Source organism: Parvibaculum sp. (assembly GCF_039973015.1).
Classification (GTDB): Bacteria; Pseudomonadota; Alphaproteobacteria; order Parvibaculales; family Parvibaculaceae; genus Parvibaculum.
The window spans coordinates 377,187-400,564 of the sequence record NZ_JBDWLT010000012.1; the positions used below are offsets into that span (position 1 = coordinate 377,187).

23 protein-coding genes are annotated in these 23,378 nt (G+C 60.4%); 11 read left to right on the top strand and 12 right to left on the bottom strand.

The genetic code is table 11. From position 1 onward, the window contains the following. Positions 1-202 precede the first annotated feature (202 nt). On the top strand, positions 203-3,940 hold the full coding sequence (dsr1, locus tag ABJO61_RS16300) for an anti-phage defense-associated sirtuin Dsr1 (protein WP_348329305.1): 3,738 nt from the start codon (positions 203-205) through the stop codon (positions 3,938-3,940). A 173-nt stretch (positions 3,941-4,113) separates the two neighbouring features. Here the strand turns inward: dsr1 and ABJO61_RS16305 are convergent, their stop codons facing one another. Both ABJO61_RS16305 and ABJO61_RS16310 read right to left on the bottom strand, forming a co-directional pair. Further along, a complete protein-coding gene (locus ABJO61_RS16305; RefSeq protein ID WP_348329302.1) occupies positions 4,114-4,587 on the bottom strand; it encodes a DUF2147 domain-containing protein in 474 nt (157 codons plus the stop codon). Between the two features lie 129 nt (positions 4,588-4,716). Next, positions 4,717-5,190, bottom strand: coding sequence for a DUF2147 domain-containing protein (locus tag ABJO61_RS16310; RefSeq protein WP_348329299.1), 474 nt, complete (start codon positions 5,188-5,190; stop codon positions 4,717-4,719). Between the two features lie 217 nt (positions 5,191-5,407). Here ABJO61_RS16310 and ABJO61_RS16315 point away from each other — a divergent pair, with 217 nt between their 5' ends. Next, positions 5,408-5,725, top strand: coding sequence for a multidrug efflux SMR transporter (locus tag ABJO61_RS16315; RefSeq protein ID WP_348329297.1), 318 nt, complete (start codon positions 5,408-5,410; stop codon positions 5,723-5,725). A gap of 273 nt (positions 5,726-5,998) precedes the next feature. Here the strand turns inward: ABJO61_RS16315 and hfaB are convergent, their stop codons facing one another. After that, entirely contained in the window at positions 5,999-7,051 is a 1,053-nt protein-coding gene (gene hfaB / locus ABJO61_RS16320; RefSeq protein ID WP_348330769.1) for a holdfast anchoring protein HfaB, read from the bottom strand. Between the two features lie 367 nt (positions 7,052-7,418). Here hfaB and ABJO61_RS16325 point away from each other — a divergent pair, with 367 nt between their 5' ends. The 3 genes from ABJO61_RS16325 (at position 7,419) to ABJO61_RS16335 (ending at position 9,274) form a co-directional block, all read left to right on the top strand. Continuing rightward, complete coding sequence (locus ABJO61_RS16325) at positions 7,419-8,021, top strand: 2-hydroxychromene-2-carboxylate isomerase (RefSeq protein WP_348329006.1); 603 nt, start codon at positions 7,419-7,421, stop codon at positions 8,019-8,021. Next, the gene (locus tag ABJO61_RS16330; RefSeq protein ID WP_348329009.1) at positions 8,014-8,844 is read left to right on the top strand and encodes a rhomboid family intramembrane serine protease; all 831 of its coding nucleotides are present in this window, start codon (positions 8,014-8,016) and stop codon (positions 8,842-8,844) included. The genes ABJO61_RS16325 and ABJO61_RS16330 overlap by 8 nt, the downstream gene beginning before the upstream one ends. 82 nt (positions 8,845-8,926) lie before the next feature. Beyond that, positions 8,927-9,274, top strand: a complete 348-nt coding sequence (locus ABJO61_RS16335) for a DUF4389 domain-containing protein (protein ID WP_348329012.1) — start codon at positions 8,927-8,929, stop codon at positions 9,272-9,274. On the opposite strand, the gene ABJO61_RS16340 is transcribed toward ABJO61_RS16335, so the two are convergent. Further along, the gene (locus ABJO61_RS16340) at positions 9,261-9,941 is read right to left on the bottom strand and encodes a TetR/AcrR family transcriptional regulator (RefSeq protein ID WP_348329015.1); all 681 of its coding nucleotides are present in this window, start codon (positions 9,939-9,941) and stop codon (positions 9,261-9,263) included. The genes ABJO61_RS16335 and ABJO61_RS16340 overlap by 14 nt on opposite strands. A gap of 116 nt (positions 9,942-10,057) precedes the next feature. Here ABJO61_RS16340 and ABJO61_RS16345 point away from each other — a divergent pair, with 116 nt between their 5' ends. Next, positions 10,058-11,491: a carotenoid oxygenase family protein gene (locus tag ABJO61_RS16345; RefSeq protein WP_348329018.1), complete on the top strand. Its 1,434-nt coding sequence runs from the start codon at positions 10,058-10,060 to the stop codon at positions 11,489-11,491. Positions 11,492-11,792: 301 nt separating this feature from the next. Here ABJO61_RS16345 and ABJO61_RS16350 read toward each other — a convergent pair whose 3' ends face one another. Next, positions 11,793-12,398 carry a GDYXXLXY domain-containing protein gene (locus ABJO61_RS16350; protein ID WP_348329021.1) on the bottom strand — a complete coding sequence of 202 codons (606 nt, stop codon included), beginning with the start codon at positions 12,396-12,398 and terminating at the stop codon, positions 11,793-11,795. Further along, the gene (locus ABJO61_RS16355) at positions 12,395-13,684 is read right to left on the bottom strand and encodes a DUF2157 domain-containing protein (RefSeq protein ID WP_348329024.1); all 1,290 of its coding nucleotides are present in this window, start codon (positions 13,682-13,684) and stop codon (positions 12,395-12,397) included. The genes ABJO61_RS16350 and ABJO61_RS16355 overlap by 4 nt, the downstream gene beginning before the upstream one ends. A 280-nt stretch (positions 13,685-13,964) precedes the next feature. On the opposite strand from ABJO61_RS16355, the gene ABJO61_RS16360 reads away from it, so the two are divergent. Then, positions 13,965-14,393, top strand: coding sequence for a CBS domain-containing protein (locus ABJO61_RS16360; RefSeq protein WP_348329027.1), 429 nt, complete (start codon positions 13,965-13,967; stop codon positions 14,391-14,393). Positions 14,394-14,414: 21 nt separating this feature from the next. Here the strand turns inward: ABJO61_RS16360 and ABJO61_RS16365 are convergent, their stop codons facing one another. The 3 genes from ABJO61_RS16365 to folE all read right to left on the bottom strand — a co-directional run bounded on the left by ABJO61_RS16365 (position 14,415) and on the right by folE (position 16,776). Continuing rightward, entirely contained in the window at positions 14,415-15,479 is a 1,065-nt protein-coding gene (locus ABJO61_RS16365) for a patatin-like phospholipase family protein (RefSeq protein WP_348329030.1), read from the bottom strand. 122 nt (positions 15,480-15,601) lie between these two features. Beyond that, positions 15,602-16,054 (bottom strand): phosphoribosyl-AMP cyclohydrolase, encoded by a 453-nt coding sequence (hisI, locus tag ABJO61_RS16370; protein ID WP_348329033.1) that lies wholly within the window; start codon positions 16,052-16,054, stop codon positions 15,602-15,604. 92 nt (positions 16,055-16,146) lie between these two features. Further along, complete coding sequence (gene folE / locus ABJO61_RS16375; protein ID WP_348329167.1) at positions 16,147-16,776, bottom strand: GTP cyclohydrolase I FolE; 630 nt, start codon at positions 16,774-16,776, stop codon at positions 16,147-16,149. A 584-nt stretch (positions 16,777-17,360) separates the two neighbouring features. Here folE and cysS point away from each other — a divergent pair. The 4 genes from cysS (at position 17,361) to thrS (ending at position 21,724) form a co-directional block, all read left to right on the top strand. Next, a complete protein-coding gene (gene cysS, locus ABJO61_RS16380; protein WP_348329036.1) occupies positions 17,361-18,767 on the top strand; it encodes a cysteine--tRNA ligase in 1,407 nt (468 codons plus the stop codon). A gap of 12 nt (positions 18,768-18,779) precedes the next feature. Next, a complete protein-coding gene (locus ABJO61_RS16385; RefSeq protein ID WP_348329039.1) occupies positions 18,780-19,286 on the top strand; it encodes an iron-sulfur cluster assembly scaffold protein in 507 nt (168 codons plus the stop codon). 154 nt (positions 19,287-19,440) lie between these two features. Further along, the gene (yidD, locus tag ABJO61_RS16390; RefSeq protein ID WP_348329042.1) at positions 19,441-19,755 is read left to right on the top strand and encodes a membrane protein insertion efficiency factor YidD; all 315 of its coding nucleotides are present in this window, start codon (positions 19,441-19,443) and stop codon (positions 19,753-19,755) included. A gap of 10 nt (positions 19,756-19,765) precedes the next feature. After that, positions 19,766-21,724 (top strand): threonine--tRNA ligase, encoded by a 1,959-nt coding sequence (thrS, locus tag ABJO61_RS16395; protein ID WP_348329045.1) that lies wholly within the window; start codon positions 19,766-19,768, stop codon positions 21,722-21,724. A gap of 248 nt (positions 21,725-21,972) precedes the next feature. Here thrS and ABJO61_RS16400 read toward each other — a convergent pair whose 3' ends face one another. Genes ABJO61_RS16400 through ABJO61_RS16410 form a run of 3 tightly spaced genes read right to left on the bottom strand, consistent with a single transcriptional unit; the run spans position 21,973 to position 23,264 of the window. After that, positions 21,973-22,371, bottom strand: a complete 399-nt coding sequence (locus ABJO61_RS16400; protein WP_348329048.1) for a VOC family protein — start codon at positions 22,369-22,371, stop codon at positions 21,973-21,975. Positions 22,372-22,393: 22 nt separating this feature from the next. Continuing rightward, a complete protein-coding gene (locus ABJO61_RS16405; RefSeq protein ID WP_348329051.1) occupies positions 22,394-22,948 on the bottom strand; it encodes an SRPBCC family protein in 555 nt (184 codons plus the stop codon). After that, complete coding sequence (locus ABJO61_RS16410; RefSeq protein ID WP_348329054.1) at positions 22,935-23,264, bottom strand: metalloregulator ArsR/SmtB family transcription factor; 330 nt, start codon at positions 23,262-23,264, stop codon at positions 22,935-22,937. Before ABJO61_RS16410 ends, ABJO61_RS16405 begins: the two co-directional genes overlap by 14 nt. Positions 23,265-23,378 lie beyond the last annotated feature (114 nt).

Here is a 23,378-nt window from a genome sequence, read left to right on the forward strand (position 1 = left end):
AAAAGGGCAGTGGGGTATTCTAGGGCGGCAAAAAGTTTAGGCTGAAAGTCTGCTTATGATCCAGAGTGGGCATTTCCGTCTATGCCCAAATTTTACTAGGCTACGTAAGGAGGTTTGTTTGGCCGTTCTCTTCTTTCTGCGTTTAACAAAAATAATCTGCATGCAGATGGAGACAACATGCCGATTCCAGCGGTGAATTGAGATGCAGTTCGTCAAAAATGGCCCGGATGTACCGGAGCAATTGCTTCAGGCCCATGAAGATGGCCGGGTGGTTTTCTTCTGCGGCGCGGGCATATCCTATCCAGCCCGCCTCCCAAATTTTGATGGCCTTGTTCGGGGTATCTATGAACAACTTAGCGAGATCCCCAATGCTATCGAGCGCTCTGCCCTAGAAAGCGATCGGTACGACACGACAATCGGCCTTTTGGAGAGCCGAGTCATCGACGGACGGTCCGTGGTTCGTCGCGCACTAGCGAAAATTCTCACGCCTGACTTGACGTTGCCCAATGCAACCAGAACCCATGAAGCGCTACTAACGCTTGCGAGAAATCGCGCCGGTCGGTCTCGACTCATCACGACTAACTTCGATTGTTTGTTCGAGCAAGCGACGGAAAAGTTGGGGATCAATCTGGAGAGTTTCGAAGCGCCACTTCTCCCCGTGCCGAAGAAGAGGTGGGACGGCATTGTCTATCTTCATGGACGCTTGCCGGACGCGCCGACACAGACTGATCTCGATAAACTTGTCGTTTCGAGCGGCGATTTCGGCCTTGCTTATCTGACAGAGAGGTGGGCCGCGCGGTTTGTCAGTGAACTCTTCCGCAATCACACAGTCTGTTTCATTGGCTATAGTATCAACGACCCCGTGATGCGTTATATGATGGACGCACTTGCGGCGGATCAGCTTCTGGGGGAAGCGCCTACCGAAGTGTTCGCATTCGGCAACCATAGTCGTGGGAAGGAGGCCGAGGAGGCGGCAGAGTGGGCGGCCAAGAATGTTATTCCCATTTTATATCGGAACCACAATCATCACGCGCTGCTTCATCAGACCCTGCAGGTTTGGGCAGATACCTATCGAGACGGTGTCCGCGGCAAGGAAGCCATCATCTCCCGTTATGCCACGCTGAAACCCATGGGTAGTACGCGGCAAGACAATTTTGTCGGCCGAATGCTTTGGGCTTTATGTGATGAAAGCGGCCTCCCGGCGAAGGCGCTGGCGGAGCACAACCCCCTTCCACCGATAGAATGGCTTTATGCACTATCTGAAGACCGATTTGGGCACCGTGACCTCGTCCGGTTCGGTATTCGCCCCGACGAAGTCGAGGATAAAAAGCTCGCCTACAGTATGATAATGCGTCCAGCGTCCTATACCAAATCGCCATGGATGAGGCTGGTTCATAGTGCCGATCGAGTTTTTACTCGGTGGGATAGTGTTATGCCTCATATAGCTCGCTGGCTCGTGCGCCACCTCGACAATCCCGAGCTGTTGATATGGGTCGCGAAGCAGGGGGGGCGGGTGGATGACAACTTCCGGTTTTTTCTTGAAAATTGGCTCCGTGACAACACTCTGTCACCTGCGATGGAAGTGTTGTGGCGGATTGTCCTCTCAGGACGTCTGCCGGAAGGTAGTTCTCAATACAATCTCTATTCTTGGGTTCAGCGGTTCAAGCGTTCAGGTTTGACCCCCTTACTGCGCATGCAGCTTCGCGAACTACTCTCCCCACGTATCCGAATACAGTCCTCCTACCGACAATTTGACGAAGACGATGGAGATAAACATATCGACGTCTCCACTCGCCGCCCCGATCAGGTAGTCGAATGGGAACTCGTGCTTGCTGCAAGCCACGTCCATGCGGTGTTTCGTAGCCTTGGAAAGAGTGCTGATTGGCAATCAGTGCTCCCGGAGCTACTCGGCGATGCGACAGAACTGCTTCTCGATGCAATGGATATCATGCGTGAGCTGCAAGCCGCGGACGATCGCTCAGATCGCTCGTATTGGCAACAGCCTTCGATCAGTGATCATCCTCAAAACCAGAAATTCCGGGACTGGACGGCGCTTATCGAACTCACTCGCGATGCATGGTTGGCATCGACAGACTCAACGCCACAACGCGCTATTCGGGAGGCACATCACTGGTTTGAGCTTCCTTATCCGGTATTCAAGCGTCTCGCATTCTTTGCCTTCGCGGAGAGGCGCGACCTGTTTTCGGTAACGGCAGTGTTAGATGCCTTGCTGTCCGAGAACGCATGGTGGCTGTGGTCGATCGAAACGAACCGTGAAGTCATGCGGTTGATTGTGGCGCTTGCACCGGAACTGGCAGGGGAGGAATCCGAGAGACTGCAGCAGGCAATTATCGATGGTCCACCCACAGCCATGTTTGGGAAGACCATGGAGAAGGAGGCATCGAGTTCGATAGACCGAAAAGTGTGGTTGCGTCTCATCGCGATCCAAGAGATGGGTGTCCCTTTAGGGGTGTCCGCTGCTGCCCTTTTTCAATCTCTGTCGCAGACTTATCCGCAATGGGAGTCAGCGGGCGAGCGCGACGAATTTCCCGTGTGGATGAGTAGTGGTGGTTCGTGGCTAAAGCATTCGACGACACCAAGCACTGTCAAAGAAATGGTTTCGTGGCTACTAGAAAATCGCGTCGTCGATGATCTTCACCACGAAGACGACTGGCGGGAGCGGTGCCGGAAGGACTTTAGAAGGACAGCAGCAGCACTGTTACATCTAGCTCAGCGTGGGGAGTGGGTCACCGATCGATGGAGGCAAGCCCTCCAGGCGTGGTCTGAAACTGAATTTGTTGCGCGCTCGTGGCGATACGCAGCTGGACCTCTGTCCAATGCGCCTGATGCGGTAATTGAAGAACTTAGCCATGCGGTTGCTTGGTGGTTGAAAGCCGCCGCAAAATCCGTCGGCGAGAGGTCTGCTCCGTTTTTTACATTGGTGCGACGAATTTTAGATGTTGACCGAGACGAGATGAGGGAGAGTGATAACGATCCGATTACGTCCGCAATAAACAATCCGGTCGGCATGGCAACTGAAGCCGTTCTGGATTTTTGGTATGCGGGCAATCTTGAAGATAATCAGGGGCTACATGCTGAGATTTTGGAAACGTTCACGCGTATTTGCGACCGTTCTATTTATGCCTATCGGCATGGCAGAATCCTCTTGTGCACCAATGCGATTACGCTATTTCGTGTGGATCGGGTGTGGACGGCAGAATTTTTATTACCTCAATTTGATTGGCATCGGGACCATGAGGCGGCTCGTCTTGCATGGACGGGATACCTCTGGTCTCCACGTCTATACCGGCCGCTACTAGATGAAATTAAAGGCCAGTTTCTCGAAACGGCGAACCATTGCGATGAGCTTGGAGAGCCCGCAGAGCAATATGCGGCACTCCTGACGTTTATTGCGCTTGAAGGAGGGGATATATTCACAAAGGCACAACTCAGGATGGCCACCGCAATCTTGCCAGAGTCCGGTTTAGTGCGCGCTATACAAACGCTTATCGATGGACTGCACGGTGCAGCGGATCGTCGTGCTGAATATTGGCAAAACAGAGCTAAACCCTACCTTATAAGGATTTGGCCTAAGTCCTATGACATCAGAACGCCGCCAATTGCGGACAAATTTGCAGAGCTTTCTATAGCTGCAGGAGATGCGTTTCCCGAGGCGTTCGAGACGCTGCATGGATGGCTTCTGCCTATAGAATATCCGGGTTATGTACTCGACCTGCTGTCTGAAGCGGGCCTCTGTACGAAGTATCCTCAAGACGCCGTCGCTTTTCTTGATCTCATTGTGTCTGGTGAACAGGTTTGGGTTTCGGATGAGCTGCGAAAATGTCTTGTAGAAATTAAGTCTGCGTGGTGGCAATCCGAGGAGGACCAACGATTTAGACGACTCGAGACGATATTGCGACAGGCCGGGAAAGCGCTTTGATAAGCGCATGCGGAGTAGGATGGTGCGAAGTGACTACCGCTCAGATCCTGACTAACCAATAAATTCCGCCCGCCCGATTTCGCAAGAGGCGGGGCAAACGGGAGCCGGGGTAGGGCGGCGGAGTAAAGCCGCCCCTTAGCAATCCAACAATCTCGATCCCCATTTGGAGCGTCTTACTCCACGCGTTCCCAGGTCTGGCTGCGGCTCATGAAGCCCTTGGAGCCGGTGACCTCGAGCTTCGAGCCGCCGTCCTTCAGTTCGAGGCTCGCATTGGCGGTCTTGCCGTTTGCCGGGCGGAGGATCGTGCCGCCGGACCATTCGTCGCCGTCCTTCGTCAGTCCCCAGAGGATCGCCATGCCGACAAGCGGCTGGTCCTTCTTGTCGCCCTCGCAAGCCGTGCAGGTGGTCTCGCCATCATCCAGCAGTTCGACAATGGTGCCAGTGAGGGTGCCGTCTGCTTCCGTGATCTCGACCACGGTCTTGGGCGCGCCTGTGTCCGGGTCGAAGGTGCGCCATTTGCCCGTCGGCGCGGCGTCATCCGCCAGCGCGGGCGATGTGAGGGCGGGCAGGGCGGTGAGCGCAAGCGCGGCGGCAAAGGCAGCGGATGCGAGTGTGCGCGCGGTGCGGGCGTGAAGGCGGTCGGTCATTCTTCTCTCCCCCAGTTTTGCTGCTGCTTTTGTGGCAGTCCACCTGCCAACATAGAAGAACCCGCAAGCGGGGCCAAGCAGGCCCGCATGCGGGTTCCAGCGACGTTCATGTGAAGATCGTGAGAGGGATCAGTCGATCCGTTCCCATTTCTGGTTGACCTGGAGCGGGCCGCGCCCCGTCGTCATCTGCAGCGCCTTGCCCTGCATCACGAGGTCGAGCCGTGCGGGTGAGACCGTGCCCGTTGCCGGGCGGAGCAGGAAGCCGCCGCTCCAGCCCTTCGCGTCGGGGCGGAAGCCGGAGAGGAATTTCAGGCCCTTGAGCGGCTTGTTCTTCGCCTCGCCCGTGCAGCTCCAGCAGATCGCGTCTTCGGGGCCGTCGGCCAGACCGATGACCGTGCCTTCCAGCGCGCCGTTCTCTTCCTCGATCTCGACGATCATGAGCGGTTCGCCGCTCAGCGGATGGTGGATCATCCATTTGCCCTCCGCAGAGCCGTTCTCCGCCATTGCCGGCAGAGAGGAGAGGGCGGGCAGGACGAAGAGGGCTGCCGCGCCGGCGAGTGCCGCGGTGATGCGGGCGGGGCGCCTGGTGTTTCGAGGGGTCATGTTTGTGCTCCCGGATTATATTGACATGTTCGGTGTCAATATAACGCCGCTCACACAGGGTGCAATCATCGTTTCGGGGGCGGATCGGGAGGGCTTTCCGTTCCTGCCTTGTTTGCTATAACGGGGCCTTCGCAGGGACGGCCCTGCCGGAGGTCACGCGGTTGTCCTCCGACCCTTCGCGGGGACGGCCTCGCTTCTTCTTTATCGGGAGAGGCTGATGGCCTGGATTTATCTTCTCATCGCAAGCGCGGCGGAAATCGTCTGGGCCTATTCGCTCAAGGCGAGCGACGGCTTCACGCGGCCCCTCATGGTCGGGCTCAACATTGCGGCCCTTCTCGTGGCTGTGTGGTTTCTCGTGCAGGCGATGCGGGTTTTGCCGCTCGGTACGGCTTATGCCGTCTGGACGGGGATTGGCGTCGTCGGTGCGGCTATCCTCGGGGTGGTGGTGATGGGGGAGAGTGCATCACCCATGCGGCTCTCGGCCATTGCGATCATCGTTGCCGGGGTCGTCGTGCTGAAGTTCGCCGAAAGCTGATCCGGGGATAACCCGGCGCCATGTGACGGTTTGGTGACGTTACGGTGACGGTCGGCCGGTTTTATCCTCAGGGGACGGGGAAAAGATCGAACGAGATGTCCCCGCATCCGGGGACAAGAGGACAAAAAAAGGGGAGGGCGCGAGGCCCTCCCAGTTTGTGTCTCAAGTGCCAGCCGGAGGCCGACCAGCCGGGCGCATTGAGAGCGTGAACCGGCGATGCCTTTGTTCGGTTCATTCGGACATCGCAGGTAATTCTGTCGAGATTTCAGGTGGTTAGTAGCTGCCGCCGCGGAGGCTGCCGGAGTTGAAGACCGGCTCGGCATAGTAGGCGTAGGGGTCGTTTTCCTTGGCGGCAGGGGCCGGGGTCTGAGCCTGGGCGACGCGCTGGCCGCTGGCGGGCTTCGCCTTCGCACCGGGGTTCGCCTGGCGGTAGTCGATCTGGCCCATCGGGTCCTTGTTGTCGGGAAAACGTGCGCAGTCAGAAGGGTTTACGCCATAGAGCGGAACCAGCAGCTTGAGCACGGCGCGTTCCACAACGGCGCGGACCGCGAGCTGGATCGGCTCCTGCGCGCTCGAACCGACGCCGAGCGAGAAAAGGTTGCCGCCGAAGAAGTCGAACACACCGGCCTTGATTTCGCGGCCGACGATCTGCTTCTGGTAGGAAACATAATCGACGACTTCGAGCGTGCGGCTGTTCACGAGGCGCAGATCCAGGCCGATATTCATGACATAGCTGGAAGCGGAAGCGTTTGCTGCCGCGCCCATGTCGCCGCCTTCGGCAAAGCCTGCATTGAGGCCACCCGACTGGATGTTGAAGTTCAGTTCGGTGATCCCGCCAACAAGATAGTAATCGGAGCCGCGGATTTCACCTGCGTATATCTTGCGATATTCGCCTTCGACCGCGTCGCCGATGAGCTTGTTGTTCGCATACTTCATTTCGAGTTCGGAAATCGCGGTGTCGTAACGCTCGACGAGCGGCACACCGGCGCGGCCGAGGGCGGACATCGCCATCAGCGAGGCGCCCTGCGTGACCTTCATGCCGGTGCCGTCGGCTTCCGACTTGCCGGTGTAGTCACGGATGTTACCGACCGCAATGCGCGTCGTGGCGCCGCCAACCGGAACATGGTTCGCGAGACAGCGCAGCGCGTTGGAATAGGGCGTCTCGTTATTGATGACGGGTGCGTTGCCGATCGGCGTCGCGTAGCGGCCATCGGAACCCGCGTTGGCGCTGACGCAACCCGTAAGTGCGAATGCCATGGCGAGCGCGCCGAGCGTCCGCTTGGGCAGTCCCTTCTTCGTCGCGATCGACACAACCGTTGAAAACACTTTGGCCTCCTAGATGTCATCCTTCGACGGTTGCGCTGGCGATCATTGTTTTTTGATTCTGCCACCGTGCCGTCGAGGCTTCGGTTGCCATGGGGATTGCAACGGGTATGCCAGCGGTCATTTCTCGTTAGGAAGTGCGGAAATGCGCCACTTTTTCTATGTGGGCAGCGCCGTTCTGTTAACGATTCCAGCTTTGATCACGCGTGCCACACCGGCTCTGGCACAGGGGTTTCCCGTTCCGGGACGGGAAACCCTCGTTGAAGCTGTCTCGTGCTGCGACAAACTGGAGAAGCTGGTTGCGGCTTGCGGCCACCCGCGCGACACTCCGCGCCAGCCGAATTAACTTTTCTGACAATGGACGGACGCCTTGGCAAAGCTCGAGTTCTTCTTCGATTGCTCCAGCCCCTGGACCTATCTCGCCTTCAGCCGGATCGAAGATGTGGTTAAGCGCACGAAGGCGGAAATGGTCTGGAAGCCGATCCTGGTGGGGGGCGTCTTCAACGCGGTTAACGAAAGCGTTTACGAAGCGCGGGCCAATCCGCACCCGGTGAAGGGCCGGTACTACAACAAGGATCTGAAGGACTGGGCGCGTTATTGCGGCATCGAAATCGGCAAGCCGCCGGTCTTTCCCGTGCGCTCCGTCGATGCCATGCGCGCGGCCATCGTGGCGCAGGACGAGGGCAAGCTTCCCGAATTCGCATGGGCGACCTTCAGGAGCTATTGGGGTGAACTCAAGGATATCAGCCAGCCGGAGGTTCTTGAGGAAATCTGCGGGTCCGTGGGGCTCAACTGGGACGAGGTGAGCCAGCGCATCAAGGGCGAGGATGTAAAGACGCGGCTTCGCAGCAATACAGAAGAGCTGATCGCGCGGGGTGGCTTCGGGTCGCCGACCATGTTTGTGAATGAGACGGATATGTATTTTGGCAACGACCGGCTTCCGCTGGTGGAGGCGGCGCTCCTCAATGGCTGACCCTTATTCGAGTGAAATGCTGCCACGGCGCGAGCCGCCGGCCTTCAACGTGCCGGGCGCCGTGCTCATGCTGCTCGTGCTCCTTTTCGGTGTACAGATCGTCGCCATGTCGCTTTCCTGGGAACAGCAGGAGCAAATCATTCTGCTCTTTTCGCTGATCCCGGCGCGCTACCTGCCAGAGATTGCGGCGCTCCAGCCCGCCTATCCGGGAGGTGCGGGCGCAGACTTCTGGACGCCGATCACCTACACTTTCCTGCATGGCGGTTGGGAGCATCTGATCGTCAACAGCGTGTGGCTGCTCGCCTTTGGATCGCCGGTTGCGCAGCGGCTCGGTGCGACGCGCTTCTTTCTCTTCTACTTCCTGTGCGGTATCGCGGGCGCGTTGTTGCACGTTCTGCTCTATGCAGGTTCCAGCATGCCTGTGGTCGGTGCGTCGGCAGCGATTTCAGGGCTGATGGGCGGTGCGGCGCGCTTCGTCTTCCTGGCGGGCGGGCCTCTTGGCGCGCTTGGCGGCCGTGCTCATAGCCGGCCAATGGGCGGCGGCGCGCGGCGCGCGGGCATTGTGACGGCGCTCAAGGACCGGCGGACGCTGATTTTCGTCGGGATCTGGATCGGCCTCAATTTTCTTTTCGGCGCGACGGCGCTCAGCGGGGTCTTCGGTGCGACGCAGGTTGCATGGGAAGCGCATCTCGGCGGTTTCCTGTTCGGACTTCTCGTTTTCGGGCTCTTCGATCCTCTCCAGATGTCGCCATCCGGCGGGCCCGGCAATGTCGGCTATGGCGAGTGGCTGGGCGACCAAGGACCGGAAAACCGAAGCGATTGACGCCTGCTCATTGAATCCCGCGTGGGGGAAACCACATAGAAAAAAGGCCCTTTGCCCCACGGCCTTTTTCAGGAGAAGACCTATGAGCGATACATCAGCAGATCCCGGCGCGCATTCGAGCGGCGGACCGGACGCTGCGCATGCAGGCCATGACGATCAGGCTCCGTCTGCCCGCAAGGAACTCTGGATCCGTTTTCTCTACATGATCGCGTTCTGGTTTCTCGGCAATCTCGCCTTCTCTGTCGCGATCTTTCTCGGCGCGCTTCAGTTCGTCGTGGTTCTCATCACTGCCGACAAAAATGAGGAATTGCGCAAATTCAGCCGCAATCTGATCCAGTATGTCTGGGAATGCCTCGCCTTCGTGATCTTTGCGCGCGAGGAAAAGCCGTTCCCGCTCGGACGTTTTCCGTCCGTAACTAATCCTGATTGAGGCTGTCGAGTTTCTTCCGGCCTTCAGGTGTCAGCAGGCCGCGGAGGATCGCTCCCGTCGTTACGTTGAAGCGATTTTCCGCGGCTTCGGCGCTATCATGGAAGCCCGCAAGTTCGAGGCTGCAAAGCCCGTGCACCGCGGCCCATAGCGCATCCGCCAGCACTTCCACACCATGATGGGACGGCAGAATGCCGTCTTCCACGCACTTCTTTACCGCGTCGAACATGATCCGATAGGAGCGATGCTGCGTGACGCCGCGGGCCGTGGGGTTGGCTTCGCCTGTGTCGCTGTGGCGAAGCGAATCCGGCACGGGAAGGGTGGAGCTGATCATCAGCGCGTAATAGGACGGGTTTTTCAGCGCGAAGCTGCGATAGGCGAATGCGAGGTCGCGCAGATAAAGGAGGGGCTCCGGGTTTTTCGTTACCGCTTCCTCGGCCGCTGCGAGACGGTCGAAGGCTTCTTCGTAAAGAGCGGAGATGAGCCCTTCCTTGCCGCCAAAGGCCGTGTAGACGGCCATTGTGGAGGTTCCGACACGGGTCGCGAGCTTTCTCAATGAGATGGCATCGGGGCCACCATGAACGAGCATTTCGCTTGCGGCATCGAGAAGAGCCTCTCGTTGCGCGTTACGCCGTGCATCGGCGGTACTGACATCGGATTGTGTACTCATGTCCTCTCTATCGAACAGGCTTGACGCCAAGTCCAGTCTCAATCACTATAGGGATATAACAGTGTTATAAACACCATCGGGCGTATCGTTCAGAGCATGCGCCCAAGGGAGAGATCATGTCGAAGCCCTTTCCGCAGAACCCGTTCCTTCAACAGAATTTTGCACCGGTCATGGCTGAGTGCGATGCACCCGACCTGGTTGTCGCGGAAGGCGAGTTGCCAACCGATCTTGCGGGTGTGCTTTATCGCAACGGGCCGAACCCGATGTTTCCGCCGCTGGGTGAAAAACACCACTGGTTTCTCGGCGAAGGCATGATCCATGCGATCCATGTCGAAGGCGGGAAGGCGAGCTATCGCAACCGCTGGGTGCGGACGGAACAGTATGACGCGCAGCGCAAGGCAGGCGAACGGCTGGTGCCGACGGGCTTCGGCGAGGGCGCGGTGGCGGGTGCGGAGGGCATCAAGCGCAATGTCGCGAACACCAATGTCGTATGGCACGCAGGCAAGCTGCTGGCGCTGGACGAAGGGAGTTCGCCTGTCGCAATGAATGGCGACACGCTCGACACGAGCGGGTCATGGACCTTCGAGGGCAAGTATGAAGGGCCGATGACGGCGCATCCGAAGTTCGATCCGCGCACGGGCGAGATGCATTTCTTTGGCTATATGGCGGCAGGGCCGGGGAGCCCCGAGATTTCCTATCAGGTCGTCGACCGTGACGGAAAGCTCAAGCGTACCGACATGTTCAAGGCGCCTTATGCGAGCATGGTTCACGATTTCATCGTGACGGACGAGCATGTGATCTTTCCGATCTTTCCGGCGACGATCGATGTCGAGCGCATCATGAAGGGCGGCCCGACCATCGCGTGGGATCCCGATGCAGGCACGCATATCGGCATCATGGCGCGCGATGCGAGCGTCGACACGATCCGCTGGTTCAAGGGCGATGCCTGTTACGTCTATCATCCGATGAACGCCTATACGACACATGAGGGCGGGCGGACGCGCGTCGTGGCGGACATGATGAAATACACGCGCGTCCCGCTTTTCCCGGATGCGGATGGAAAGCGCGCGCCGAGCGACCTTGCCGACGAGCAGGGAAAGCTCGTGCGCTGGACGTTCGACCTTGATGGCAATTCCGATACGTATACGGAAGAGCAGCTTACCGATCTTGGCGGTGAGTTCCCGCGCTTCGACGAACGCTTTGCCGGACATGGCTATCGCCACGGCTACTACGCGGCGATGATGAGGCCCAAGGAACAGAAGGGTTCGTCCTACGACACGCTTGTGCATATCGATCTCGAGACCGGCAAGCGAAGCGCGTGGGAACCCGGAAAGGGCCGTTATTTGCATGAGCCGGTTTTCGTGCCGCGCAAGACGGATGCGAAGGAGGGCGACGGTTATCTTCTTTCGCTCGTTTATGACAGTGAGCGCAATCTGAGCGACTTCGTGGTGCTCGACGCCACGGATATTTCGCAGGGTCCGCTCGCGCGCGTGGAGCTTCCGACGCGGGTGCCGTTCGGCTTTCATGGCAACTGGCGCGACATGAAATAATCCCCGGGAGCGGGGATATTTCGTTGGAGCTTGTCCCCGGGGAGCGGGGACAAGTTGTCCCGACTGTCATCGAAACGTCATCGAACCGTCATGAAGTGACGGGTTATCCCCTGCGTGGGCAGAAGATTTCGTCGCGCCTGACGTTCGTCCAGGGGGTGATCCTGTTCGTTCGAGCGTGCGCTTTTTATCCTGTTCGCCGAACCGATTTCCCGGGCGAAAATGCGTAGTCGATCAGCAGTTGGTCTTTCCTGCCCGATGAGCGGGACTTATCCCCTCCCCGAACGGGGTGCCGCTCTTCCGATCAGAACAGCGGCTCTTCGTAGACGGGGGTGCCATCGATGCGGAGCTGCTTGATCGCGGGGGTGCCGTCATCGCCAAGGGCGACGTCGACGGTGAGCTTGCCGTCGTTGCGGATGTCTTCCAGCGCACGGCCTTCGCCTTCGGGGACGAAATAGCTCTCGATTCCATAGTCGACGTTCAACACGGAGCAGTCGGTGCATGGGGGTGCTGGAACACCCCCTTCGCTTCCCGGAGAGGCTGTCGTTGCCGGTGGCGATATATAGGTAATCCGTCCACGAATTATAAGATCGTCTGGTGCGGCCTCGTGGCCCTCATGCCAGACAGAGACGGCCTTCCATGTTTCGTTTTCCTGTGCGAGTTCGACGAGAACGGTGTCGCCGGAAGTGAAATCGCTGTCGCCTTCGAGATAGGCAAGCGGAAGTTGAGCAATGTCGTAGTTCAGGATGACGTAGTCGCCGCGAAAGATGTCGCGCGGGTCGACGGGGGCGGTGCGGAGCGTCACGACATTCTCCGAGCGGAGGAGAGAGACGCGGTCCCAGACCATCGCGGCGAGAAAAAGCGACTGACCGATGACGAGGGCGAGGACGGCGAGACCGAAGCGGTTCATGCGGCGTCTCCTTCGACCTGATTGACGAGGCGGCGGCGCATGCGCTCCATGACGAGGGAGCCCACGATGAGAAGGATGCCGCCCAGCGCGAAGAAGAGCGCGGTATCGAGAAGCGTGCCCATTGTTTCGAAGTAGAGATAAAGAACCTCGGCACCGAAGGCGACGAAAGCGAAATTGACGGCGAAGCGGCTGTCGCGGGACATACCGTAGGAGACGAGCCATGCGGCGAGCGCGAGGAAGAGCGCCGCATAGACCCAGGGCACGAGTGCGGGCGCACCCGCCTCGATTGCGGGGTAGGCGAGAGTGGCGACGATGATGGCACCGATGCACACCGCGTGACGCGCTTCAAGCTGTGAGCGCGTGACCGCGAGGACGGTGAGACTGCCTGCGAGAGCGAACATCACGAGGAGGAAGGGCCAGTAGAAGGCGGCGCCGTCACCGATGGCGCGATCGGGGCTTATTTGCAGGAACCAGAAGAGAATGAAGGTAAGGGCGATGGCATAGGCTTCGGCGGCGGCGGCGAAGCGCGGCCCCTTGTCCGAGCAGAGAAGAGCGGCGAGCCAGATCGCAATAACTTCCAGCGTGTAGACGAGGATGAGCCATGCCGGATCGATGGTCAGGCTTTCGGCGATGGCCACCGCCCAGAGCGCCTGCCAGATGAAGCCTGCGATGAGTGCGAGATGGAAACCGGGCAGCCATGACAGGCGCAGCGAGAGCGCGAAAGCCGCGATCCAGACAATCCAGAAGGGCCAGTGTGGCGTTGTCTCTTCGAGGCTGAGTGTGAAGCTCGTCCAGATCACCGCGAGCAGGATGCCGAGCGCGAGGGCGGGCCGCGAGGGAAGCAGCCATGCAGCGGCAAGAGAGGCGATGCACCAGGCGAGGACGCCGCCCGGATCGTCCGTGACGATGTGATAGATCTGCGCGATGAGCATGATTCCGCCACCGAAGAGGCAAAGCCCGATCAGGACGGCAGCTTGCGCGAAGTTGGCACGGCCGCGCTTTTCCAGCACGAAGGCCGCGCCCCAGGACACCCACATGGCGGCGAAGATCATGATGAGTTTCGTGAGCTTGGGAATCTCCGTCCAGTTGGCGGCCACGAAGCTCATGACCGCAAAGCCGATCAGCACGGCGCCAAGAATGGCAAGGATGGCGGGCATCCGGCGCGTGGAGGGGCGCTCCGCGGCAGATTTCAAAATCGCTTCGGCATTGGCGGGCGTGACCCAGCCGCGCTCGATCCAGAGATCGATGTCGGTCTTCAGGCGATGGAGATAGGCGCGTTGCCACATGGGATGAGTCGCTTCTTCTTTTCGGGGCCGTGACTATGAAGGGAAGATCGGGACTCAACCAAGGCAGGCTTCAGTTGCGGGGGGATTATCCGGCGGCGAGCGGGGAAGTCAAAGGGAAGGGTGCGGGAGGGGCTGGAAACGGCAGATTCCTGCGATTTGCATGTATCTTCTTGTCGTGTGCGGCGGAATGCCGCATCATTCAGGGGTGAGCGCCGGTACGGTTGGGAGGCTGTGGCGGCGGGGCTGATGCCTGATACTCCAACCTGCGGAGGAAGATGCCATGAATGTCGCGACAATCCTGAAGGCCAAGGGTAACGAGGTTTCCAGCGTGAGCCCGGAGACGTCGCTTCGCGACGTGGCGATGCTGCTGACCGAGCGCCGGATCGGCGCCGTGCTGGTCATGCAGGACCGGAAGGTCATGGGCATCATCTCCGAGCGCGATATCGTCAAGGCGGTGGCCAAGAGCGGCGGCGACGCGCTGAACGGGCCGGTGCGCGACGTGATGACGTTGCGCGTTGTGACCTGCGCGCTCAATGACTCCGTCGATGAATTGATGGATATGATGACCACGGGCCGTTTCCGTCACCTGCCGGTGATCGAGAAGGGCGAAGTCGTCGGCATCGTTTCGATCGGCGACGTGGTGAAGCACCGCATCGCCGAGACAGTGATGGAGACGGAAGCCATGCGTCTCTACATCGCGAACGGCTGAGCTTCAGGGCTCGACAGACGCCTACTGCATGATCTCGATGATTTCGCGAATCTGGGGGATCGCCTCTTCGGCGGCTTCCTCTCCCAGCGCAATCAGTTCGTCCGCGCGGTCGAAATCGAGCAGGCTCAGATGACCCACCCTGGGTGCGATCATGAGGTCCGGCGGGTCGCCTGCCATGCGCATTCGGGCGAGACGATCCTGCACGATATTCAATGAAGCGAGCATGACGCTGGCGATACCCGGCTCGCGCTGCTTGCCGCCGATGACGCGGCGCATGAGTTCCTGTTCGGGTGTGCGCTTCCATTTCAGGCTCTTGAGGCGCTGACGGATGCGGTCCGTGACGGCGGGGGCTTCGTCTCCTTCCAGCATTTCGGATTCGGCGGCTTCGGCAGCCTCGGCTTCTTCTTCTGCCTGCTCGTTCATCTGCTCCTCCAGTTCGCGGAAGAGGTCGTCTTCCGGCATGACGGGGGCAGCGGACTGGAGATAGCCGGGGAAGGAGGCCTCATGCGCGCGACGGCGAGCGGCCGGATCGAAGGGATCGTTATTGAGGTTCACCGCGATGACGACGCGGGCGCCAAGCGCGCGGGCGACCGAGACGGGCACGGGGTTCACCAACGCACCGTCGATGAGCCAGCGGCCATCGACCGCGATGGGCGAGAAGACGCCGGGCAGGGAATAGGAGGCGCGGATCGCCTGAATGAGATTGCCGTGATGGAGCCAGAGTTCGTGGCCCGTGGTGAGCTCGGTCGCGACGCCGACGAAACGCTTTTCGAGATCCTCGATGCGGATGTCGGTGAGGTGTTCGCGCATCAGTTCGGCGAGCTTGGTATCGCCGATGAGGCCGGACGAGCGGAAGCGGAAATCGAGCAGGGAGAGCATGCGGCGGCGCGTCAGCGAGCGCGCAAACTCCTCAAGCGGTTCGAGCTTGCCAGCCGCGTGGCAGCCGCCGACCAGCGCGCCGATGGAGGTGCCGGAGACGATGTCCGCATCGATGCCGGCGCGGTTCAGCGTTTTCAGGACGCCGATATGCGTCCATCCGCGCGCCACGCCGGCGCCCAGTGCGATGCCGATTTTCGGACGGGACATACGAAGCTGCTTCATGGAAACGGTTACTCGAAGAGAATGCTACAGCGGCGCCCGTTGCGCCAGAGCGGACAGCAGGCGCGCAGTTCTATATGGGCGGCAAATGTGACGGAATTCGAGCGGGCTCAGCCGTGGTTGTGCGACAGTTTTTCGGCGCCCACGGGTTCGAGCTTCACGGGCTCGCCCTCTTTCAGTTCTTGCCGGGGGACCGCCCGGTAGAAGCAGGAGCGGTAGCCGACATGGCAGCAGCCGCCATCGCCAGCCACATCGACCTTCAGCCAGACCGTGTCCTGATCGCAATCGGTGCGGAGCTCCACCACGGTCTGGATCTGGCCGGAGGTGTCGCCCTTGTGCCAGAGCTCGTTGCGGCTGCGGCTCCAGTACCATGCCTCGCCAGTCTCGATGGTGCGGGCCAGCGCTTCCGCGTTCATCCAGGCGACCATGAGAAGCTCGCCCGTCTTCGCGTCGGTGGTGACGGCGGTAATGAGGCCGTCCGCATCGAATTTCGGCGAGAAGGACGTGCCTTCCTCGGTCTCTTCCTTCGAACCGCGCGGGGCGAAGGGGGCATTGCCGGTCATGTCGTCTTCCATTCGAAATAGCCAAATTGAAAAGGCCCCGCCATTCAGATGAAGGCGGGGCCTCTTGTCAAAGCACTTGAGCTTGAAGGGGCTCAGTATCCGCGGATCATCTGCATGAACCGGGCTTCCATACGGGGATCGTCGCGGAAGACGCCGGTGAACTGCGTGGTGATGGTGGCGACATCCGGCTTCTTGATGCCGCGTGTCGTCATGCATTGATGCTTCGCCTCGATGAGGATGGCGACGCCCTGCGGCTGGAGGGCGGCGTTGATCGTGTCGGCGATCTGGGCCGTCATCGTTTCCTGCGTCTGGAGGCGCTTGCCATAAATCTCGATCACGCGGGCGAGCTTGGAAATGCCCACGACTTTCTTGGTCGGCACATAGGCGATATGGGCGCGGCCGAGAATGGGGACCATGTGGTGTTCGCAATGCGACTCGATGTTGATGTCGCGGAGCATCACCATGTCCTGGTAGCCCTCGACTTCCTCGAAGGTGCGCGCAAGTTCCTTGAAGGGGTCCGCCTGATAGCCTTCGAAGAATTCTTCATAGGCGCGCGTCACGCGGCCGGGCGTGTCGATGAGGCCTTCGCGGTCCGGGTTGTCGCCAGCCCATGCGATCAGCGTACGCACGGCGGCTTCGGCTTCCTCGCGGCTTGGCTTCTTCACCTCGGCAAGGCGCTCGTTTTCAGGCTGGGCGCGGAGCCCATCAACTGCAGCATTCATGTCCATTCGACCAATCTCGTTTAGGGGTTTCCCGGCCATACCGCCCTTCTTGAGAGGAGGTTTGCCCGGTTCAAGTCACAGGCCGATTCAAGAAAACCAGCCTGTTTTGCCCATCAAGCACGGGGTCTTATGCCATGCTGTAGTTGATGTGACATCGTCTCAACCATGCATATAACCTTGCAGAAACTGCCTATCAAGGGTGGCGGAACCTTGATCCCACGCAAAATCAGGCCTTGAATCGTGTCCCGCAAGGCCCTGGACCCGGCCTGACGTTGCGCTTCCTACGGCCTTTCAGGCCCGCCGGATCAGCGCCTTGGTTAATTCTTAAACCTTGCCTCGGATCATGGGCTTCGCTAACAGATAGCAGGCGATTTCAGACAGGCGGTTCGCCGCCGATATGGTCTTGAAGGCTTCGATGGTTATGACGCGCCGAACGACATGCTGCCGAACTTCGCTCTGCCCCTCCTTCGTTTTTGGGGGCGGAAGCGCAGTCTGCCGTGTTTTCACCTGTCGCGCCGCCTGAAGCCCGTTCCGATGGCGGGCCGCTCCACGAACGCCACCGCCCAGAACATCAAGGCCGATCCATGCATACCCAGCCGAACCGCCACAAGCTCACGCTGCACAACACGCTGACGCGCAAGAAGGAAATCTTCGAGCCCGCGGACCCGAACCGCGTCACGATGTATGTGTGCGGGCCGACGGTCTATAACCACGCGCATATCGGCAATGCACGGCCGGCGGTCGTGTTCGACGTGCTGGCGCGCGTGCTGAAACGGCTCTATCCGCATGTCGTCTATGCGCGCAACATCACCGATATCGAGGACAAGATCATCGCCGCCGCGAAGGAGCAGGGCGTCGAGATCTCGGTGGTGACGGAGAAATATGCCGATATCTACCGGCACGACATGGGCGTGCTCGGCGTGCTGGTGCCGGACCTCGAGCCGAAGGCGACGGAAACCATCCCCGAGATGATCGCGATGATGGAGCGGCTGATCGAAGCGGGCCATGCCTATGCGGCGGAGGGCCATGTGCTCTTCAATGTGCCGAGCTATCCCGATTATGGCCGGCTTTCTGGCCGCGACCGCGACGAGATGGTGGCGGGTGCGCGGGTGGAAGTGGCACCATACAAGAAGGACGCTTCGGACTTCGTGTTGTGGAAGCCATCCGGCGACGACCAGCCGGGCTGGGACAGCCCCTGGGGACGCGGGCGGCCGGGCTGGCACATCGAATGTTCGGCGATGATCGAGAAGCATCTGGGCGAGACCATCGACATTCATGGCGGCGGTATCGACCTCCAGTTCCCGCATCACGAGAACGAGGTGGCGCAGTCGGCCTGCTCGCATCACGGGGCGCCGCTGGCGCGCTTCTGGCTGCATAACGGCTTCGTGAATATCGAATCCGAGAAGATGTCGAAGTCGATCGGCAATGTGCTGCTGGTGCACGATCTCATTCAACAGGCGCCGGGCGAGGCGATCCGCCTTGCGCTGCTTGCGGGCCATTACCGTCAGCCGCTGGACTGGACGGGCGAGGGGCTGGCGCAGGCCAAGCGGATGCTCGACCGGCTTTACGGCGCGTTGCGCAATCTCGCCGATGTGCGGGCCGAGGCGGCGAGCAATGCCGTACCCGAAGTCTTCATGGAGGCGCTGCTCGACGACCTGAACACGCCGAAGGCGCTGGCGGAGCTTTTCGCCATCGCCAAGCGCGCGAATACGGAGACGGACCCCGGCACGAAGGCGCTGCTGAAGGCGGAGCTTATCGGTGCGGGGCGGCTTCTCGGCATTCTGGAAATGGACGCGGAGGCGTGGTTTGCAGGCGGCGGCGCGGCTTCCCATATAGACGGGGAAGAGATCGAACGGCTGATCGAGGCGCGCAACGCCGCGCGCAAGGCCAAGGATTTCGCCGAGGCCGACCGCATTCGCGACGAGCTTGCCGCGAAAGGCGTTCAGATCGAAGATGGGCCGCAAGGCACAAGCTGGAGAGTGGCGAGCTAGACCGGAAACGAAATGCTCAACGAGATCTACAACAAGCGCATTCTGGCTCTCGCAGCGGATATTCCGCATGGCGAGCGGCTCGACGCGCCCGACGCCTCGGCGACGGCGGTCTCGAAGCTCTGCGGCTCGAAGGTGACGGTGGACGTGAAACTCGATGCACAAGGCCGGGTGGCGGATTACGGCGCGGATGTGAAGGCCTGCGCGCTGGGTCAGGCGTCCAGCTCCATCATGGCGCGGCATGTGATCGGCGCGAGCGCGGAAGAACTTCACGAGGTGGGCGCGGCGATGCGCGCCATGCTGAAGGAAGGCGCGGAACCGCCGCGCGACCTCCATGACGGCAAGTGGGCGGACCTCGAAGTGCTTGAGCCCGTCCGCGAGTACAAGGCGCGCCACGCCTCGACGCTGCTCGTTTTCGATGCGGTGGAAGAGGCGGTTGATGCCGCACTCGACAAGGCCCGGCACGGGAGTGGTACTGCCCCGCAGACCGGGACCGCCACTAGCACCGGCCCGTCCGCCTGAGCGACGGGCCCGGCCGCTCCCGCGTTTCCGCCCGGGCGGCTTTTTTCCCAAGACGAATCAAGCGGATAGGCCAGAGGGTGCCGATGGCGCCTGCAAGTTGTGCCTCATCCAATTAGAAGCTAACAAGTGCGTGTGACTTGAAACGGGTTTTCCCATGCGGCGCGACCCCTTATCGCTCGCGATGCGCGGCCTGATCCGGTTCTATCAGTGGTTCATATCGCCGCTGATCGGGCCGAAATGCCGCCATCTGCCGACCTGCTCGGACTACACCATGCAGGCCATCGAGCGGCACGGGGCGTGGCGCGGCGGCTGGCTGGGGCTGTCGCGGATCGTCCGCTGCAATCCCTGGGGGAGCCATGGTTTCGACCCCGTGCCCGAGCGGCTGGAGACGCAGCCTTTCTGGGCGCCGTGGCGATATGGACGGTGGCGGATGCCGGAAGGCGCGCCCCACACGCACGGAACGCAATGAGAGAAGTGAAATGATAAATCTGAAACTGCCCGACGGTTCCGTACGTGAAGTGGAAGGGCCGCTCGACGGGCTGGCCTTTGCCGAGAGCATTGCGAAGTCGCTGGCCAAGAAGGCGCTGGCGATCAAGATCGACGGCAAGATGATGGACCTGTCGACGGTGATCGACCGCGACGCCATCGTGGAAGTGGTGACGGCGCAGACGGATGACGGGCTCGAAATCCTGCGCCATGACTGCGCGCATGTGATGGCGGAAGCCGTGCAGGAGCTCTTTCCCGGGACGCAGGTGACGATCGGGCCGGTGATCGAGAACGGTTTCTACTACGACTTCGCACGCGACGAACCCTTCAAGGCCGAAGATCTCGAAAAGATCGAGGCGAAGATGCGCGAGATCGTGGACCGCAACGAGACGATCACGCGCGAAGTCTGGAGCCGCGACGAGGCCATCGCCTATTTCAAGAAGATCGGCGAGGACTACAAGGCCGAGCTCATCGAGAGCATTCCGGCGGGCGAGGAGGTTTCCATCTACCGGCAGGGCGACTGGCTCGACCTTTGCCGGGGGCCGCATCTGCCCTCCACGGCGAAGCTCGGCAAGGCCTTCAAGCTGACGAAGCTTGCCGGTGCCTATTGGCGCGGCGACAGCCGGAACGAGATGCTCCAGCGCATCTACGGGACGTGCTGGGCGACGGAAGCCGACCTCAAGGCCTATCTCACGATGGTGGAAGAGGCGGAACGCCGCGACCACCGCAAGATCGCGCGCGAGATGGACCTGTTCCATTTGCAGGAAGAGGCGCAGGGCTCCGTCTTCTGGCATCCGAAGGGCTGGCGCATCTGGCAGGCACTGGAACAATATGTCCGCAGGCGGATCGATGCGTCAGGTTATGTGGAAGTGCGTACGCCGCAGCTTCTCGATGCGAAGTTCTGGGAGCAGTCCGGCCATTGGGGCAAGTATCGCGAAAACATGTTCGTGGTGCCGGACGAGGTGCCGTCGACGGATGAGGATGCGCCCGTGCTTTCCGGCAAGGCGAAGCTCATGGCGATCAAGCCGATGAACTGCCCGGCGCATGTGCAGATATTCAAGCAGGGCGTGAAATCCTATCGCGACCTGCCGCTGCGCATGGCGGAGTTCGGCTGCTGTCACCGCAATGAGCCGCATGGCGCGCTGCATGGTCTCATGCGCGTGCGCCAGATGACGCAGGACGATGCGCATATCTTCTGCACGGAAGACCAGATCAAGGGCGAGACGGAAGCCTTCGTGACGCTGCTTGAAAGCGTCTATGACGATATGGGCTTCACGGACCTGAAGGTGCGGCTCGCGCTGCGCCCCGAACAGCGCGTCGGTTCCGATGAGAGCTGGGACAAGGCGGAGAAGGCGCTGGAAGAGGCGCTGAACGATCTCGGCCGCGAGTTTACGCTGGCGCCGGGCGAGGGCGCCTTCTACGGGCCGAAGCTCGAATTCCACCTGAAAGATGCGATCGGGCGCTCATGGCAGCTCGGTACGCTGCAGCTCGACTTCAACCTGCCGGAGCGGCTCGATGCGAGCTATATCGGCGAGGACGGGGGGAAGCATCGCCCGGTGATGCTGCATCGCGCCGTGCTCGGTTCGCTCGAACGCTTCATCGGTATCCTGATCGAGCATTACGAGGGCAAGTTTCCGCTCTGGCTCGCGCCGGTGCAGGCCGTCGTCGCGACGATCACGTCGGAAGCGGACGACTATGCGGAGAAGGTCGCCGCCGAGTTGCGCGCGGCAGGACTTCGCGTGGAGCTCGATCTTCGCAACGAGAAGATCAACTACAAGGTGCGTGAGCATTCGGTGGGCAAGGTGCCGGCGATCCTCGTCGCGGGCAAGCGCGAGGCGGAAGAGGGCACGCTTTCCGTCCGCCGCCTCGGCTCGCAGGACCAGAAGACGATGGCGCTTGCCGATGTGGTGAAGTCGCTGATGGACGAGGCGACGCCGCCGGATTTGAGGTAGGGTTTTCTCTTTCGTCGTCATTGCGAGCCCACGGGTATCGCCTTCGGCGATCCCGAGGACAGGCTCCGCGAAGCAATCCAGGGGCGGCAAGCACAATGCCTGCAGCTCTGGATTGCCGCGTCGCGGCTTCCAGCCCTTCGCTTGCGCTCCGGGCGTTCGGAACTCGAAAAGGTCCACCGGACCTTTTCGTTCGCTTGCGCGAACTGTTTCCTCACCCTCGCAATGACGGTGAAATGTAAGGGGAAAACCTACGGCAAATTGAGTTGCCATGACACGCCGTAGCGGTCGCTGAGCCAGGTGAAGCGCTGGCTGAAGCCGTAATTGTCGAGCGGCATCATCACCGCGCCGTCCTTGCCGAGAATGGCCGCGATCCTTTCGAGTTCTTCTTCAGATGAAAGATCGACGAAGAAGGAGAAGGACGGCGTGAAGGTGAAGGCGTGTTTCGCCGGACTGTCGATGCACATGACCGTCTGGCCCGCGAGGGTGAACGTCGCAAGCTGCACCGTGCCTTCGGGACCGGGTTCGTCCGGCCCGTATCTGTTGATGCTGTCGACCCGGCTGCCGGGGAAGAGTGAAACATAGAGGTTCATCGCTTCCTCGGCCTTCCCTTCGAACATCAGGAAGGGGCGTATCGTCGCCTCGGCCATCGTTTCTTCTCCTTTTCGCTCCTTATTTGCCGGTATAGCGCTGGCGGTATTCTTCCTCCACGCCATCGAAAGCCGTCCAGAAGGGCGTCTTCGGATTGCCCTCAAGCTGCTCGGCGAGCATCTGCAGGTGGGTGTGCCAGCCGCCAGAGACATTGATCGCACCGTCGATGCCGGAGAGGCGGCGATGGGTGAGGACGAGGCGGACCTTGCTGCCTTCTTCCGAGAGGTCGATCTCGACAACGCAACCCTTTGGATCGAGGTCATCGCCCCATGTGAAGCCGAGGCGATGTGGCGGTTCCCAGATCGTCACGACATGCTTGCTGTCGAAGGTGCCGCCATATTTTTCGAAGCGCTTCGGCGGCTGCTCGGGATGCGGCCCGAGATTGTTGTTGTCGAAAACGAGATCCATCTTGCCGCCAACGCGAGGCTCCATAGGGCCGCCCGCAAACCATCGTCCGCGCAATTCCTTGTCGGTCAGATATTCCCAGACACGGGTGATAGGGCCGGGCAGAATCCGTTCGAAGCGCACGGTGTTCTTGTCGATAAGTTCGCCCCAGGCCTTGTCAATTACCGTCATTTTCCTTGTCCCTTTCGGCTGCTGCTTTCAATGCGCTTTCCAGTGCATCGAGTTTCGGACCCCAGAAGCGGCGAATGTTGGCGAGCCAGGCTTCCACGCTTTCGATTCCTTCCGGGTCTAGTGAATAGATGCGGCGCTGAGCGTCCACACGGACGCGGACGAGCCGCGCGGATTTGAGCGTCTTCAGATGCTGAGAAACCGCCGGCGCGCTCATTTTGAAGCGGCTTGCGATATCTCCCGCCGCAAGTTCTCCAGCGGCGAGCATTTCGACGATTTGCCGACGGGTGGGGTCGGCGAGAGCTGCGAATGTTTCCATGTGTCATTTATTACGTACTTACTTAATTAAGTCAATACAAAAATAAAGGCGAGACCGCCCCGAAAACGGACAATTCGCGTGTGGTTGTGGTTAAATTTGTGCCGGGGTACAGCC

What these genes read in the sequence shown, in the direction of transcription:
- ABJO61_RS16405 (WP_348329051.1), bottom strand. Translation starts at nt 22,948, where the DNA reads ATGACGGTAATTGACAAGGCCTGGGGCGAACTTATCGACAAGAACACC.
- folE (WP_348329167.1), bottom strand. Translation starts at nt 16,776, where the DNA reads ATGAATGCTGCAGTTGATGGGCTCCGCGCCCAGCCTGAAAACGAGCGC.
- ABJO61_RS16410 (WP_348329054.1), bottom strand. Translation starts at nt 23,264, where the DNA reads ATGGAAACATTCGCAGCTCTCGCCGACCCCACCCGTCGGCAAATCGTC.
- ABJO61_RS16340 (WP_348329015.1), bottom strand. Translation starts at nt 9,941, where the DNA reads ATGAGTACACAATCCGATGTCAGTACCGCCGATGCACGGCGTAACGCG.
- ABJO61_RS16400 (WP_348329048.1), bottom strand. Translation starts at nt 22,371, where the DNA reads ATGGCCGAGGCGACGATACGCCCCTTCCTGATGTTCGAAGGGAAGGCC.
- thrS (WP_348329045.1), top strand. Translation starts at nt 19,766, where the DNA reads ATGATAAATCTGAAACTGCCCGACGGTTCCGTACGTGAAGTGGAAGGG.
- ABJO61_RS16360 (WP_348329027.1), top strand. Translation starts at nt 13,965, where the DNA reads ATGAATGTCGCGACAATCCTGAAGGCCAAGGGTAACGAGGTTTCCAGC.
- ABJO61_RS16345 (WP_348329018.1), top strand. Translation starts at nt 10,058, where the DNA reads ATGTCGAAGCCCTTTCCGCAGAACCCGTTCCTTCAACAGAATTTTGCA.
- yidD (WP_348329042.1), top strand. Translation starts at nt 19,441, where the DNA reads ATGCGGCGCGACCCCTTATCGCTCGCGATGCGCGGCCTGATCCGGTTC.
- ABJO61_RS16305 (WP_348329302.1), bottom strand. Translation starts at nt 4,587, where the DNA reads ATGACCGACCGCCTTCACGCCCGCACCGCGCGCACACTCGCATCCGCT.
- dsr1 (WP_348329305.1), top strand. Translation starts at nt 203, where the DNA reads ATGCAGTTCGTCAAAAATGGCCCGGATGTACCGGAGCAATTGCTTCAG.
- hisI (WP_348329033.1), bottom strand. Translation starts at nt 16,054, where the DNA reads ATGACCGGCAATGCCCCCTTCGCCCCGCGCGGTTCGAAGGAAGAGACC.
- ABJO61_RS16385 (WP_348329039.1), top strand. Translation starts at nt 18,780, where the DNA reads ATGCTCAACGAGATCTACAACAAGCGCATTCTGGCTCTCGCAGCGGAT.
- ABJO61_RS16335 (WP_348329012.1), top strand. Translation starts at nt 8,927, where the DNA reads ATGAGCGATACATCAGCAGATCCCGGCGCGCATTCGAGCGGCGGACCG.
- cysS (WP_348329036.1), top strand. Translation starts at nt 17,361, where the DNA reads ATGCATACCCAGCCGAACCGCCACAAGCTCACGCTGCACAACACGCTG.
- ABJO61_RS16330 (WP_348329009.1), top strand. Translation starts at nt 8,014, where the DNA reads ATGGCTGACCCTTATTCGAGTGAAATGCTGCCACGGCGCGAGCCGCCG.
- ABJO61_RS16365 (WP_348329030.1), bottom strand. Translation starts at nt 15,479, where the DNA reads ATGTCCCGTCCGAAAATCGGCATCGCACTGGGCGCCGGCGTGGCGCGC.
- ABJO61_RS16315 (WP_348329297.1), top strand. Translation starts at nt 5,408, where the DNA reads ATGGCCTGGATTTATCTTCTCATCGCAAGCGCGGCGGAAATCGTCTGG.
- ABJO61_RS16310 (WP_348329299.1), bottom strand. Translation starts at nt 5,190, where the DNA reads ATGACCCCTCGAAACACCAGGCGCCCCGCCCGCATCACCGCGGCACTC.
- ABJO61_RS16355 (WP_348329024.1), bottom strand. Translation starts at nt 13,684, where the DNA reads ATGTGGCAACGCGCCTATCTCCATCGCCTGAAGACCGACATCGATCTC.
- ABJO61_RS16350 (WP_348329021.1), bottom strand. Translation starts at nt 12,398, where the DNA reads ATGAACCGCTTCGGTCTCGCCGTCCTCGCCCTCGTCATCGGTCAGTCG.